The sequence below is a fragment of the Promicromonospora iranensis genome (assembly GCF_028994775.1).
Classification (GTDB): domain Bacteria; phylum Actinomycetota; class Actinomycetes; order Actinomycetales; family Cellulomonadaceae; genus Promicromonospora; species Promicromonospora iranensis_A.
Map to the genome: position 1 here is coordinate 441,433 of NZ_JAJQMN010000004.1, position 14,576 is coordinate 456,008.

At 73.1% G+C, this 14,576-nt stretch carries 13 protein-coding genes; 9 read left to right on the forward strand and 4 right to left on the reverse strand.

Features of this window, described 5'->3' with window-relative positions:
- Positions 1-96: 96 nt before the first annotated feature.
- From LUU90_RS09650 to LUU90_RS09685, 8 genes are all read left to right on the forward strand, one after another.
- Positions 97-1,299, forward strand: a complete 1,203-nt coding sequence (locus LUU90_RS09650; RefSeq protein ID WP_275003239.1) for an inositol-3-phosphate synthase — start codon at positions 97-99, stop codon at positions 1,297-1,299.
- Positions 1,296-2,312, forward strand: coding sequence for an SCO3242 family prenyltransferase (locus LUU90_RS09655; RefSeq protein WP_275003164.1), 1,017 nt, complete (start codon positions 1,296-1,298; stop codon positions 2,310-2,312). The genes LUU90_RS09650 and LUU90_RS09655 overlap by 4 nt, the downstream gene beginning before the upstream one ends.
- Positions 2,309-3,196 carry a sugar phosphate isomerase/epimerase family protein gene (locus LUU90_RS09660; protein ID WP_275003165.1) on the forward strand — a complete coding sequence of 296 codons (888 nt, stop codon included), beginning with the start codon at positions 2,309-2,311 and terminating at the stop codon, positions 3,194-3,196. The genes LUU90_RS09655 and LUU90_RS09660 overlap by 4 nt, the downstream gene beginning before the upstream one ends.
- Entirely contained in the window at positions 3,193-3,969 is a 777-nt protein-coding gene (locus tag LUU90_RS09665; RefSeq protein WP_275003166.1) for an EboA domain-containing protein, read from the forward strand. Before LUU90_RS09660 ends, LUU90_RS09665 begins: the two co-directional genes overlap by 4 nt.
- On the forward strand, positions 3,966-4,850 hold the full coding sequence (locus LUU90_RS09670; RefSeq protein WP_275003167.1) for a TatD family hydrolase: 885 nt from the start codon (positions 3,966-3,968) through the stop codon (positions 4,848-4,850). The genes LUU90_RS09665 and LUU90_RS09670 overlap by 4 nt, the downstream gene beginning before the upstream one ends.
- A gap of 11 nt (positions 4,851-4,861) precedes the next feature.
- Complete coding sequence (gene eboE / locus LUU90_RS09675; RefSeq protein WP_275003168.1) at positions 4,862-6,043, forward strand: metabolite traffic protein EboE; 1,182 nt, start codon at positions 4,862-4,864, stop codon at positions 6,041-6,043.
- Positions 6,040-7,452: an alkaline phosphatase family protein gene (locus LUU90_RS09680; RefSeq protein WP_275003169.1), complete on the forward strand. Its 1,413-nt coding sequence runs from the start codon at positions 6,040-6,042 to the stop codon at positions 7,450-7,452. The genes eboE and LUU90_RS09680 overlap by 4 nt, the downstream gene beginning before the upstream one ends.
- 97 nt (positions 7,453-7,549) lie before the next feature.
- Positions 7,550-8,140: a hypothetical protein gene (locus LUU90_RS09685; RefSeq protein ID WP_275003170.1), complete on the forward strand. Its 591-nt coding sequence runs from the start codon at positions 7,550-7,552 to the stop codon at positions 8,138-8,140.
- Positions 8,141-8,218: 78 nt separating this feature from the next.
- Here LUU90_RS09685 and LUU90_RS09690 read toward each other — a convergent pair whose 3' ends face one another.
- The 3 genes from LUU90_RS09690 to LUU90_RS09700 all read right to left on the reverse strand — a co-directional run bounded on the left by LUU90_RS09690 (position 8,219) and on the right by LUU90_RS09700 (position 12,250).
- Complete coding sequence (locus LUU90_RS09690; RefSeq protein ID WP_275003171.1) at positions 8,219-9,979, reverse strand: cellulase family glycosylhydrolase; 1,761 nt, start codon at positions 9,977-9,979, stop codon at positions 8,219-8,221.
- A gap of 94 nt (positions 9,980-10,073) precedes the next feature.
- Entirely contained in the window at positions 10,074-10,733 is a 660-nt protein-coding gene (locus LUU90_RS09695) for a response regulator (protein WP_275003172.1), read from the reverse strand.
- Positions 10,730-12,250 (reverse strand): sensor histidine kinase, encoded by a 1,521-nt coding sequence (locus tag LUU90_RS09700; RefSeq protein WP_275003173.1) that lies wholly within the window; start codon positions 12,248-12,250, stop codon positions 10,730-10,732. The genes LUU90_RS09695 and LUU90_RS09700 overlap by 4 nt, the downstream gene beginning before the upstream one ends.
- A gap of 109 nt (positions 12,251-12,359) precedes the next feature.
- Here LUU90_RS09700 and LUU90_RS09705 point away from each other — a divergent pair, with 109 nt between their 5' ends.
- Positions 12,360-13,202, forward strand: coding sequence for a GAP family protein (locus tag LUU90_RS09705; protein WP_275003174.1), 843 nt, complete (start codon positions 12,360-12,362; stop codon positions 13,200-13,202).
- 103 nt (positions 13,203-13,305) lie between these two features.
- On the opposite strand, the gene LUU90_RS09710 is transcribed toward LUU90_RS09705, so the two are convergent.
- Complete coding sequence (locus LUU90_RS09710) at positions 13,306-14,436, reverse strand: branched-chain amino acid aminotransferase (RefSeq protein WP_275003175.1); 1,131 nt, start codon at positions 14,434-14,436, stop codon at positions 13,306-13,308.
- Between the last annotated feature and the right edge of the window lie 140 nt (positions 14,437-14,576).

Consider the following 14,576-nt stretch of genomic DNA (forward strand, 5'->3'; position numbering starts at 1 on the left):
CTCGCTTCTTGCGCGGATCTTTGAACTTTTGTTTGCTAATCGCCATAAGTCCGGGATAGGTTGCTCAGGACGACGATGTCGATCCGGGGAGCGATGATGCACGACGACGCCTCTGCACGCCACAACGCAGCAGAACGCACTGGAATCTGGTTCGTCGGAGCCCGTGGCTCCGTGGCCAGCACCGCAGCCGTGGGACTGGCGGCCATCGCCGACGGGCAGGCCCCGCCGACAGGCTGCGTCACCGCACGGGAGCCATTCACGTCCGCCGGGCTGCCCGAGTTCGCGGACCTGGTGGTGGGCGGGCACGACATCTCTTCCGTCACCATGACGAAGCGTGCGGAGTGCCTCGTCGAGACCGGGATGATCCCGCCGCGGCTGCTGGCCGCCACCCACGACGCGGTCGAACGGGCGGATGCCGAGGTGCGTCCCGGATACGACCCGCGCGCCGACACGGACGACACCTCCCAGCAGGCCGTCGCCGAACGGCTCGCCGCCGACATCACCTCCTTCCGCGAGCGGCACGACCTGGCACGCGTCGTCGTGATCGACCTGTCCTCGACCGAGGCGCCGGTCGCCCTGGTGCCCGAGCACGACGACCTCGACGCCCTGCTCACCGCCCTCGCCGACCCGGCCCGCGCGGTGCTTCCCGCGTCGTCCGTCTCGGCGTACGCGGCGATCCTTGCCGGAGCCGCGTACGCCGCCTTCACGCCGTCGGCCGGCATGGGGATCCCCGCCCTGGCCCAGCTCGCGAGCGAACGCGGCATCCCCGTCGCGGGGCAGGACGGCAAGACCGGCCAGACCTGGCTCCGCACGGTGCTGGCGCCCGCGTTCGCGGCGCGCGGGCTGAAGGTCCTGTCGTGGGCGGGTACCAACCTGCTCGGCGGCGGTGACGGCGCCACCCTCGCCGACCCCGACGCCGTCCGCAGCAAGCTCGCCACCAAGTCCCGGGGACTGACAGCGCTGACCGGGAGCGAGACGACGCCCCTGCACATCGACAACGTGCCCGACCTGGGCGACACCAAGGTCGCCTGGGACCACGTGCACGTCGAAGGGTTCCTCGGCTCGCGGCTCACGCTCCAGACCACCTGGAGCGCCCACGACTCGATGCTCGCCGCGCCGCTCGTCCTCGACCTGGCTCGCCTGCTCGCGCTCGCCCACGCCGCGGGGATCAGCGGCGCGGTCCCGGAGCTGGGCTTCTTCTTCAAGGACCCGTGGGACTCCGACGTGCACGACGCCGCCGACCAGGCCCGCGCCCTCGAGGAATGGGTCCGCCGCACCTCGGCGCAGGTCCGGTCATGAGGCCGGTGCCGGAACCCCGGTTCAGTCCCCGCTTCGACCCTCCGCTGCACGACGACACGCCCCGCCCCACCTCGGGTGGTCCGGCGCACCGGCCCAGTCTCGGCGACCTCGCCGAGCTCGTCCGCGCGCCCGCGGCCCTGAGCGTGGTCGGCGACTCCCTGGCGGGGCTCGCCGCCGCCCGCGCGGGCACGCCGACGGCGCTGCGCGGACGGCACGCCCTGCTGCCGGTCGCCTCCGCCTGCCTCTACCTGGGCGGCATGGCCCTCAACGACTACGCCGACCGGCACCTCGACGCCACCGAGCGCCCCGAACGGCCCATCCCCTCGGGCCGGGTCACGCCGCGCGGCGCGCTCCTGGTCGGCACCGCGCTCACCGCGGGCGGCATCGCGGCGGCCGGAGCCGCCGGCGGCCGCCGGGCGCTCGCGGTCGCCGTCCCGCTCGCCGCATGCGTCTGGACCTACGACCTGGTCGCCAAGGAGCACCCGACAGGACCGTTCGTCATGGCCGCGTGCCGCGGGCTGGACGTGCTGCTGGGCGCGACGCCCGGGCACCTGCGGTCCGCGCTCCCGGCCGCCGCCGGCCTGGCCGCCCACACGCTCGGCGTCACCGTGCTCTCCCGCGGCGAGGTGCACGGCACGACGGCGGGGATCGCGGGCGGTGTCGCCGTCGGGACCCTCGCTGGTGCGGCAGCAGCGGCGGCCACCGCCCCGGCCGCCGGCTCGGTGACCACCGGCCGCCGCTCCGCCGTCCGCTGGACCACCGTCGCGGCCGCCGGCGCCTACGCGGCGACCTGTCTGCCCGCCCAGGTCCGCGCGGCGGCCACGCCGACGGCGGCCAACGCCCGCACCGCCACCCGGTCCGGGATCCAGGCGATGGTGCCGCTCCAGGCCACCTGGGCGGCCCGCTCCGGCGGCCTCGGCACGGCGGCGCTCCTGGCCGGCGTCGCCGCCGTCGGGTACGGGCTGCGGCTGCTCGGCCGCGCCCGCGGCGCGGCGGGGGTGAGCATCACATGAGGCCGCCGTTCCTGCTGGGCTACGGCACCAACGGCTTCGGCGACCACCCCCTGCACACGGCGCTCGACGTGCTCGACGACGTCGGGTACGACGCCGTCGCGCTCACCCTCGGGTTCCCGCACCTGGACCCGTTCGCGCCGCTGGCCGGCGACGACGTCACCGCGGTCCGCGCCCACCTCGGACGGATGCGTGGGGGTTCCGGAGCGGCGGTGGTCGTGGAGACCGGCACCCGGTACCTGCTCGACCCGCTGCACAAGCACCGTCCCACGCTCGTCGACCGAGACGCCGCCCTGCGCATGCGCTATCTCGAACGGGCCATCGAGGTCGCGGCGGACCTCGACGCCCGCTGCGTCTCGTTCTTCTCGGGGATCCTGCCGGCCGACGCCGCTCCGTCCGACGGCTGGGCCAGGCTCCGCGACCGCATCCCCGCCCTGGTCGAGTACGCCGGGGAACGCGGCGTGCGGCTCGCGATCGAGCCCGAGCCGGGCATGCTCGTCGAGACGGTCGACGACGCCCTGCGGCTCCTGTCCGACGTCGGCATGCCGCCCGAGCTGGGGATCACCGTCGACGTCGGACACTGCCTCGTCGTGGAGCGCGGCGGGGTCGAGGGGGCCCTCCGCGCCGCCGCGCCCTACCTGAGCAACGTGCAGCTCGACGACATGCCGCGCACGCACCACGAGCACCGGCCCTTCGGGGAGGGCGCCATCGACCTGCCGACGGTGCTCGCCACCCTCGCCGACGTCGGGTACACGGGCGTCGCCGCCGTCGAGCTGCCCCGGCACTCCCACGACGCGCCCCGGCTCGCCCTCGACAGCCGCGCCGCCCTCATGCGGGCGTGGGCCACCGTCATCGGCACGCCGACCGGAGAAAGGACCGGACCATGAACGCTGACCGTCCTGCTGCGAGCGCCGTGCGGGGAAGGCTCCCGAACGACCTGCCGACCGACCTGGCGGGCTCGGACTGGCTGACCGATGCCCGGGCCGAGGTCGCCCGCGACCCGGACAGCATCACCCGTGCCTTCGCGTTCGCCGCCCGCCGGGTGGGCCGAGCGCCGCGGCGCCCCGACACCGACCCGGCAGGCGTCGTGCACGGCACGGTCGACGACGCGGCCCGGGCCGCACTCGTCGTCTCGCTGGCCGATGCCGTGGGCACCGGCCCGGACTGCGCGGAACGCCTGGTCGCCCTCTACCGGCAGGGTGACGCCGCCGAGCGGCGCGGCGTGCTGCGCGGGCTCGACGCACTGGCGGAACGCGGCAGCCTCGGCGGGCCCGCTGCCGATGCCGACGCCGGATCCGACGCCGGGACCGGCAGCGACGCCTCCGCGCTCGTGGCCGCCGGCCTGGAGCTCGCCGCCGACGCGCTGCGCACCAACGACCCGAGCCTCGTCGCGGCCGCCGTCGGCCCGTTCGGTGCCCGGCACCTGGACCAGCACACGTGGCGGCACGCGATCCTCAAGCTCGTCTTCCAGGAGGTGAGCCTGGAGGCCGCGAGCGGCCTCGCGGACCGTGCCGACGACGAGCTCGACCGCATGGCCCGCGACTTCGCGGCGGAGCGCCAGGCGGCCGGCCGCCCCGTGCCCACCGATCTCGGCCTGCTCACGAACGGCCCGCTCGCGAACACCCGGCTCGGCACCACGCCCAGCACCCCGAAGGAGTGACGTTGCGCATCCTCGACCCGCACATCCACATGACGAGCCGCACCACCGACGACTACGAGGCCATGTACGCCTCGGGCGTGCGGGCGGTCGTCGAGCCCGCGTTCTGGCTGGGGCAGCCGCGCACCAGCGTGAGCTCGTTCACCGACTACTTCGACTCCCTGCTCGGCTGGGAGAGGTTCCGCGCCGCGCAGTTCGGCATCCGGCACCACGCGACGATCGCGCTGAACCCCAAGGAGGCGAACGACCCGCGCTGCCGCGAGGTGCTCGCCGAGGTGCCCCGCTATCTGCTGAAGGACGGCGTGGTCGCCGTGGGCGAGGTGGGCTACGACTCCATGACCCCCGAGGAGGACGAGGTGTTCGCCGCGCAGCTGCAGATGGCACGCGACGCCGAGCTCCCCGTCCTGGTGCACACCCCGCACCGCGACAAGCTGTCGGGGACGCGCCGGACCCTCGACGTCGTGCAGGAGTCAGGGCTCCCGCCCGAGCGCGTACTCGTGGACCACCTGAACGAGACGAACGTCGCCCTCGTGCGCGACGCCGGCGCGTGGGCGGGGTTCTCCATCTACCCCGACACCAAGATGGACGAGGACCGCATGGTCGCCCTGGTCCAGGAGTACGGCACCGAGCGCATGATCGTGAACTCCGCCGCCGACTGGGGCCGCTCCGACCCGCTCAAGACCGTCAAGACCGGGCAGGCCATGCTGGCCGCCGGGTTCTCCGAGGACGACGTCGACCAGGTGCTGTGGCGCAACCCCGTCGCGTTCTACGGGCAGTCCGGCAACCTCGTGCTCGACCCCGTACCCGGGTTCACCGAGGGCGCGCCGCCCACCCCCGGCGTCGAGTTCGAGGGCTCCTCCGTCCTCCGCGGCGCGCGGGCCTGAGGGGATCCGAGATGCTGCTCTCCTACTGCACCAACGTCCACCCGTCCGAGGACCTCGACGGGGTCATCGACCAGCTCGCCCGGTACTCCGGGCCGGTGCGCGAGGCCGCGGGCCTCGACACCCTCGGTGTCGGGCTGTGGCTGCCCGCCGAGCTCGCGCACCGCCTCGACACGTCCGCCGAGGACCGGGACCGGCTGCGCGCGGCGCTCGCCGAGCACCGGCTCCAGGTGCACACCCTGAACGCCTTCCCGTACGGCGGTTTCCACCGCGAGGTGGTCAAGCTCGCCGTCTACTCCCCCACCTGGGCCGAACGCGCCCGCCTCGACTACGTCCTCGCCTGCGCGCGGGTGCTGGCCGACCTGCTGCCCGACGGCGCCTCCGGGTCCATCTCCACCCTGCCCCTGGCGTGGCGCGCCCCCTGGACCCGCGCCGACGACGACGAGGCGACCAAGGCGTTCGCCACGCTGTCCGCCGAGCTGCGCGAGCTGGCCGCACGCACCGGCCGGACCGTGCGCATAGCTGTCGAGCCCGAGCCGGGCTGCGTGCTGGACACGGTGGACGACGTCGTCGCGTGGCTCTCGGCGCGCACCGGCCCGGAGTGGCCGGAGGACCGGCGCATCGACCCCGAGTACATCGGCGTCTGCCTGGACACGTGCCACCTCGCGGTCTCGTTCGCCGACCCGGCGGGCGCCGTCCGCCGGATCACGGACTCGGGCCTGCGGGTGGTCAAGGTGCAGGCGTCCGCGGCCCTGGAGGTCGCGGACCTGTCGGCGCCGGGCGCGCGGGACGCCGTCGCCCGGTTCGTGGAGAAGCGCTACCTGCACCAGGTGCGCGAGCTCACGGCCTCCGGCGACGTGCTGGCCTCGGACGACCTGCCCGTCGCGCTCGGGAACACCGAGCGCCGGCCAGCCCTGCCGGGCCACGGCCCGTGGCGGGTCCACTTCCACGTGCCCCTGCACCACGAGCCCGCCCCGCCGCTCGCCGCGACGACGCAGGTGCTGCGCGACGCCGTCACCGCGGTCCTGGCCGCACCGCACGGCGCCGAGGCGCACCTCGACGTCGAGACCTACACGTGGTCGGTGCTGCCGCCTGACGTGCTGCCCGACGGCGCCGACGAGCTCGTCTCCGGCATCGCCGCGGAGCTGCGCTGGGCCCGGGAGAACCTGCTGACCACGGAAGGAGTCACCGCATGAACCACGACATGAAGCCCGTCCTGCTGCTCGACGTCGTCGGTCTCACCGGCCGGGCGCTGGCCCACATGCCGCGGCTGCGGCGGCTGGCCGCGGCCGGCTGGCAGTCCGAGCTCGCCACCGTGCTGCCCGCCGTGACGTGCAGCGTCCAGTCGACGATGCTGACCGGCATGATGCCGGCCGAGCACGGGATCGTCGGCAACGGCTGGTACTTCCGCGAGCTGGGCGACGTGTACCTCTGGCGCCAGCACAACAAGCTGGTCGCGGGCGAGAAGGTGTGGGAGACGGCCCGCCGGCACGACCCCACGTACGCCGCCGACAACGTCTGCTGGTGGTACGCGATGGGCATGACCACCGACATCACCGTCACGCCCCGCCCGATCTACCACGCCGACGGACGCAAGTCGCCCGACGCGTACGTCCGGCCCGCGGCGCTGCACGACGACCTGGTGGGCCGCTTCGGCGACTTCCCCCTGTTCACCTACTGGGGCCCGACGGCGTCCATCGCCTCGTCGCAGTGGATCGTGAACGTGACGAGGCACCTGCTGCGGACCCGGAAGTCCCAGCTCACGACGGCGTACGTGCCGCACCTCGACTACGACCTGCAGCGCTTCGGGCCGGAGTCGCCCGAGGCGGACCGCGCGGCGGCCGAGCTCGACGTCGTCCTGCGCCCCCTGCTCGACGACGCCGAGGCAGCGGGTGTCACCGTCGTGGTCGTCTCGGAGTACGGCATCGGGCCGGCGAACCAGCCGGTGGACATCAACCGGCTGCTGCGGCGCGAGGGCTTCCTGGAGGTCTACACGCAGGACGGCCGGGAACAGCTCGACCCGTGGACGTCGCGCGCCTTCGCCGTCGCCGACCACCAGGTGGCGCACGTGTACGTCGACGACCCGGCGGACGTGACCCGGGTGGCCGACCTGCTGCGCGGCGCACCCGGCGTCGACGAGGTGCTCGACCGCGAGGCGCAGGCCAGGTACGGGCTGGACCACGAGCGGGCGGGCGAGCTCGTCGTCGTGGCCGAGCCGGGCGCGTGGTTCACGTACTACTACTGGCTCGACGACGACCGCGCACCCGAGTTCGCCCGCGGCGTCGACATCCACCGCAAGCCGGGCTACGACCCCGCCGAGCTGTTCTTCAACCCCGCCGACCCGCTGGCCAAGGCGAAGGCAGGCCTCAACCTGGTGCGCAAGAAGCTGGGACTGCGGTACGCAATGAGCACCACCCCGCTCGACGCGTCGTACGTGCGCGGGACGCACGGACGCCTGCCGGACTCGTCGGCGGACACACCGCTCGTGCTCTGCTCCGACGACCGGGTACCGGCGTCGGTCGCCCGCTGGGTCGAGGACGACGCCGGCCAGGTACCGGCGACCGCGGTCAAGGATCTGGTCCTGGACCTCCAGGGCGCTCGCTGATCCTCGCAGGATCCCGGTTGTGAGCCCTGTTGTGCCGTGCGGCCTGGGCAGATGTGTGGTGGAGTGGACATAGGGCTCACAACCGGGAGGTACCGCGATGAGTGACCCGAACCGACCCTACGACGCCGACTACGGGGAGCAGCCGCCGCCGGCGGTCTATCCGCCGCCGGCACAGACTCCTGGGACTCCGACGCAGCCCGTGGGACGGACTGCCGACGGTGCAGCCGTCCAACCCGTCACGTCCGGCACCGAGAATCCTCGGCTCGGCCTCGAGGTAGGCCGCTTCTGGGCCGGAGCGCTCGCGACGACGCTCGTGGCCGCCCTGATCGGGCTGGCGGCGAACTTCATCCTCGGGGAAGTGCTGAACCTCGAGATCCGGGCACAGGCCGACCTGTTCGGCACCGGATCCGACATGATGGCCTGGGTGGTCGCGGGAGCGCTGTTCGCGCTCGCGGCGGCGGCCGTGCTCTATCTGCTCGTGATGAGCACGCCCCGGCCCCGGTCGTTCTTCGGCTGGGTGGTCGCCCTCGCGACGGTGATCCTCGCCGCGGTGCCCTTCGCGGGCCAGTTCGAGCTGGTGCCCGCCATCCTCGCCGCGATCATCTGGATCATCATCGGCTCCGCGGTCTACTCCCTGCTCACGGGGACGCTGAGCCGCACGGTGGTACGCCGCACGCCGACGGCCTGACCGTCCGGCGTCGGGCATACGGCTACTGCCGGGTCAGCACGTGCTGACCCGGCAGTAGCCGTATGCCCGACGAACGCGTCAGGGGGCGCCCGTGACCGTGGTGCCGCTCTTGGTCAGGGTGTAGCGCACCGTGTCGCCGCTCCAGAAGTGGAACGTCAGGTGGACCGTCCCGTCGTTGACCTCGGCGAAGAGCTCCGGGGTGAGCGAGATCGTGCCGGCCTCGTAGTCCGGCCGGAACGTCACGTCGAACTCCTTGTACGACGTCCAGTTCTGCGGCCCAGCGTTCGACCCGTCGGCGTAGGTCGCCTCCATCGTGGCGAGCTGGTCGCCCGTGAACGACGTCGGGATCTCGAACGACGCCGTGGTCCCTGAGGCGGCCCCCAGCACCGGCGTCTCCTGGTTGATGACGTGCACCGTCCACGGCACGCCGCCCGAGAACCGGGCCACCAGCTCGTCGGCCGGACCGGGCGTCCGGTCGCCCGCGAGCCGTTCCAGGAGCGCCGTGGACAGCGTGAGCCGATCGCCCGTGAGCGTGTAGTCGGTCCCGGCCGCCAGCTCCGCGCCGTCGTGCAGGAGGGCTTCGAAGGTGGTCCCGTTCGGGTTGAGCGTCAGGCTCTGTTCCGTGATGTCACCCGAGGCGGGCACGAACACCAGGTCCGACGACGCCGTCCCCGAGCGCTCCGTCCAGCTCGACGAGATCTGGTCGAACAGCGCCTGGTCCCGCCAGGTGTACGCCGTGCGGTCGAAGTGCTGGCCGTTGTCCCAGAGCATGGTCGTGAAGCCACGCTCCCGGGCCGCGTGACCGAAGAACTCGAAGAACTTCAGCTTCTCGCCCTGCTCGACCGTCCCGGTGTGCCGGTCGAACCCGAGCAGCCCGTACTCCCCGATGACCACGGGCACGCCGCGGGCGGTGAACGCGGCGTGCACCAGGTCGAACTGGTCGGTCAGGCTCTGCTGCACCTCGGCGTCGAAGCGGGTGTACCCGGCGATGTTCACGCTGAACGGCCAGAACCCGTAGTTGTGCACGGTGGCGATGAGGTTCGGGTCGTCCAGCGCGGCGATCTCCGCGGCGAGCGCGTCGAGCAGGGCCGGATCGGACCCGGTGTGCAGCGTCGGCAGCACCAGCGGCCGGGTGGCGTTCCCGCCGCCGGAGCCGCGCACGATCTCGTGGAACACGCTGTTGAGCTCGGCCAGCAGCTCGAGCTCGGCGGCCTCGCCGGAGCTGTTCGCGAACTGCGGCTCGTTGACGCTCTCGAACTGCAAACGGGCGTCGGCGTCGCGGAACCGGTCGGCGATCTGGGTCCAGGTGTCGCTGTAGCGGTCGAGGACGGCGTCATGGTTCGTGGGCATCGTGTTCACCCACTGCCAGGAGTCGTGGTGGATGTTGATCATCACGTGGAAGCCGTCGTCGAGCGCCCAGTCCACGACCTCCTCGACGCGGTCCAGATACGCCGGGTCGATGGTGTGGTCCGGAGCGGTGCCCTGGTGCTGGCCCCAGGTGACGGGGATGCGGATGCTCTTGAAGCCCTGGGCGCGGATCTGGTCCAGGAACTCCTCGGTGACGCGCGGGTTGCCCCACGACGTCTCGTCACTGCCGGTCGCGTCGAACGTGTTGCCCAGGTTCCACCCCGGCTGCATGTCCGCGGCGATGTCCGCGATGGTGGTCCTCGGCTTCGGCTTGTGCTTCGGCTTGTGCTTGTCCTTGGCTTGCGTCTGGCCGGCTACGCTGCCGGGCTCGGGGGCGCTGGTCGTTGCGGCTCCGGCCGCCGGGGCGACCGTAGCGAAGGTCAGTGCGAGGCCGGCGACTATGCCGGCCATGGTGCGCGCAGTTCTCTGCATGACGAGGCCTTTCTCGTGTGCACCTGTGGGAACGCTCCCATGCTGGGGGCGCCCGAGGGTGAAGTCAAGGGTCGGACGCAAGCGCTTCGATGATTTAGGCGAGGCCCGCGTCACGGGCCGCGATCGCCGCCTGGACCCGGGACGTGACGCCGAGCTTGGCGAGCACCCGGGACACATGGGTCTTCGCGGTGGCCTCGCTGATCATCAGCTCGGTGGCGAGCTCCGCGTTCGAGAGGCCACCCCCGAGACCGGCCAGGACGTCCAGCTCCCGCGGCGTCAGGTCCGCGGGCAGGGGCCGCACGGGACCGCCGCGGTTGCCCCCGCCGTTCCGGTCGCGCGGCTGTGCCAGCTCCGCGATGAGCCGCCGGGTCACCTCGGGCGCCACCACGCCGTCGCCGGCGGCGACGTGCCGCACGGCGTCCACCAGCGCCGTTGCCTCGGCGGTCTTCAGGAGGAAGCCCGCCGCCCCCGCACGCAGCGCGCCGAACACGTACTCGTCCAGGTCGAACGTCGTCAGCACCAGGACCTCCGCCAGGCCCTCCTCGACGATCTGTCGGGTCGCCGTCACGCCGTCGGTCCCCGGCATCCGGACATCCATGAGCACCACGTCGGGGCGCAGCGCCCGCGCGTTCGCGACCGCCACCGCACCGTCACCGGCCTCGCCGATCACCTCGATGTCGCCGGCCGTGGCGAGCAGCATGCGCAGGCCGGCGCGGATCGCCGCATGGTCGTCGGCGAGCAGGACGCGGATCATGCGTGGAACCCCGGGACGGTCTGGCCCGACCGCGCCGGCTCAGCCGGTTCCGTCTCCCGGTCCGACGGCGAGGGCTCGTCCGCCGCCGGGTCCGCGACTCGGTCCGGCACCCGGTCGGGCAGCGGCAGGACCGCCCGGACCAGCCAACCGGCGTCGTCCGGACCGGCGTCGTCCGATCCCACGACGGCGCGGCCTTCGGACCCGGCGCTCGCCGGTCCCGCGGCGAAGGAGCCACCGAGCGACTCGACACGTTCGCGCATCGACACCAGCCCGAGCCCGGTTCCGCCGCCGACCTCGGCCGGGTCGGGGGGAGCACCGCCGGGGCGGACGCCGTCGTCGTGCACCTCGAGCTCCAGCGCGTCGCCCGCGGCGACCCGCACCTCCGCGCGGGCGCCACCGTGCTTGAGCACGTTCGTCAGCGACTCCCGCACGACGCGGTACACAGCATGGTCCACCGCCGCGGGCAGGATCGTGCCGCCGTCCAGCACGCCGCCGGGGTCGGTCACCTCGAGGTCGAGGCCCGCGAGCCGCACCTGTTCCAGCACGGGTCCCAGCTGGGCGACGCGCGGCGCGGCCAGCAGGTCGGAGCCGCCCCCGCCGGACGTTCCGGGCCGGACCGATCCGGACGGCGTCCCGCCGTCCGCACCGGCGCCGTCCGCTCCGGCGCCACGCTGCCCGGTCTCCGCGGAGAGCACCCGGATCATGGCCTGCATGTCCTGCAGCGAGGCCAGGCTCTCCGCCCGGATGCTGCGCAGCGCCGCGCGGTCGCGCTCGGGTTCGGCCGCACCCGCGAGAGCGGCGCCGGAGGTGATGGTGATCGCGGAGAGGTGCGAGGCGATGACGTCGTGCAGGTCGCGGGCGACGGCGGTGCGCTCGGCGCGGACGGCGTCGTGCCGGGCCGCCTCGGAGAGCCGGAGGAGCGCCGTGCTGCGTTCCCGTTCGAGCCGCGCCCGCTCGTGGGCGGCGGCGGTGAGCTCGCGGCCCTGGCGAACATTCGCACCCCACCACATCGGCATGACCAGGAGGGTGACCGCCTGGAGCCCGGCAAGGATCGCGAACCTGATCTCACCCGTGATCTCGCCGATCACGATCATCGCGGCGAGCGAGACCGCGCCGACGCCGACCACGGTGACCCGGCGCGCCACCGGGCGGCCGTAGAGGTGCACGCAGTACAGCGCCTCCCACAGGACGACCAGCAGGCCCACGCTGCCGCCGAGCGCCACGTCCGCGCCGAACGCGACGAGGACGACGAGGAGCGTTCCGAGCGGGTGGAACCGGCGCCAGACGAGCGCGGCGCAGCCGACGGCGGCGGGCACGACGAACCACCAGGACGACACGTCCGGGAGGCCGCGCCACGAGGTCCGGATCAGCCCGAGCGCGTCGAGCGCGAGCGCGATGGCGAGGATCCCGACCGCCGTGATGACGTCGCCGCGCCGGTCCTCGGCCATGATCGCCTTGGTGACCGTACTCGTGACCGCCTTGATGACGGGCGCGATCAGGTCGGCGGGGCGGGACATGCCACCATCTCAGCACGAGGAAGAGCGGTGCGGGTCATCCAAAAGATGTATCGGGTTCTCGGCGCTTCGGACGATGCGCGCACACATGGCCTGCGCGAGGCTGTGCCGCATGGACCTCCTCTCCGGCGAGCTCACGGGCGCGGCACTGATCGGCGCCCTGGCAGTGCTCGCGCTCATCGACTCGACGAGCTTCGGCACCCTGCTCATCCCCGTGTGGCTGCTCATGTCCCCGGGACGCGTACGGGTGGGGCGGATGCTGGTCTATCTCGGCTCGATCGCCGGGTTCTACGCGCTGGTGGGGCTGGCGATCCTGCTCGGCGCCGGCGCGCTGAGCGACACCCTGGGCGCGCTCTCCAGCAACCGGCCGTTCCTGATCGCGCAGCTCGTCGTCGGCGTGGGCCTCTTCGCGTGGAGCTTCAAGCTGGACCCGGGCAGCGCCAAGAAGCGGGCGGAGTCGGCGGCCGGCGCTGCCCCGGTGGGTGCTCCGGCGGCGGGCGGGACGGCAGCCGGTGTGCTGGCGGGTACCGCAGCCGGTCACGCGACGGCGCCGTCCACCACCGTGCCCGGCCGGGCGGGGCGGCTGAGCCGCTGGCGCGAGCGGGTGCTGGGCAGCGAGTCCGGCAGCGGAGCGGCGCTCGCGACGCTGGCGGTCGGGGCCGGCCTGGTCGAGGTCGCGACGATGCTTCCGTACCTCGCGGCGCTGGGCCTGATCGGGACGCAGGGTCCGGGCTGGCCGATGTCGGGCGTGTGGGTGCTGGGGTACTGCCTGGTGATGACCGCGCCGGCGCTCGTACTGATGGCGGCGCGGCTGTTCGCGGCGCGGCTCGTGGAACGGCCGCTCGGGCGGCTGGACCGCTGGCTCACCAAGAACGCGGCGAGCACCACCTCGTGGGTGGTGGCGATCGTGGGGTTCCTCGTGGCACGGGACGCGATCGGCCGGCTCTGGAGCTGAGCCAGGTCGCTGGCCGGGCTGGTCGAGACCTCGTGAGGGGTCTCGACCAGCTCGACCAGCAGATGTGGCTCGACCAGCGGTGTGGCTCGACCAGCGGGGCCGGTCAGGCCAGGCGGCGCATCCAGCCGTGGCGGTCCGCGGCGCGACCGTACTGGATGTCGGTGAGCTCCTGACGGATCGCCATGGTGAGCTCGCCGGGCTCTCCCCCGTTGACCTGGTGGTCGAACGAGCTGCCGGCGAGGCGCCCCACGGGCGTCACGACGGCGGCGGTGCCGCACGCGAAGAACTCCTTGACCGTGCCGGACACGAGGCCCGACACGACCTCGGTCAGCGGGATCCGCCGCTCCACGACCTCGTACCCGCGGTCGGCCGCGAGCTGGAGGACCGAGGCGCGGGTGATGCCCTCGAGGATCGAGCCGAGCTCCGGCGTGTGCAGCGTCCCGTCATCCATCACGAGGAACACGTTCATGCCGCCGAGCTCCTCGAGGTACGTGCTCTCGCCCGCGTCGAGGAAGCACACCTGGTCGAAGCCGTGCTCCTGCGCCTCGCGCTGCGGCAGCAGGCTCGCGGCGTAGTTGCCGCCGAACTTCGCGTCGCCGGTACCTCCGGGCGGTCCTGCCCGGTGGTACTGCTCGGAGACGTAGATGGACACGGGCTTGACGCCGCCCGCGAAGTACGGTCCGACCGGCGAGGCGATCACCAGGTACTCGGCCTCGAGCGACGGTCGCACACCGAGGAACGACTCGGACGCGAACATGAAGGGCCGCAGGTACAGCGAGGAGTCCTCGCCGTCGGGCACCCAGTCGATGTCGGTGCGGACCAGGGCCGCGAGCGACCCGATGAAGTCGTCCACGCTGAGCGCGGGCAGGGCCAGCCGGTGCGCCGACCGGGCGAACCGCGCGGCGTTCTGGTCGGGCCGGAACGTCCAGATCGAGCCGTCGGCGTGCTTGTACGCCTTGAGGCCCTCGAAGATCTCCTGCGCGTAGTGGAGCACCGCCGTCGCGGGGTCGAGCTGCAGCGGACCGTACTTCTCGATCCGCCGGTCCTTCCAGCCGTCGGCGCTGGTCCAGGAGATGCGCGCCATGTGGTCCGTGAACACCGTCCCGAACTTCGGCGCGCTGAGCGCCTCGGCGCGCTCGGCGTCCGGCGTCGGCACGTCGGTGGGCCGCACGTCGAAGAGCGCCACCAGGTCTTCGAGCCGCGTCGGGAGGATGGGATCCGTCGTTGTTGTCATGTCGATGCCTTTCACCGGAATGCTGTTGTCAGTCTTCCACGCCCGGCAAGGCAGGAGGAGCATTCCGAGCCGGGCGCCTGCCCCGGACGGCGTCGACGTACGACGGTGGCGCCCGGGTTCGCTCTGCGTGACCCGGGCGC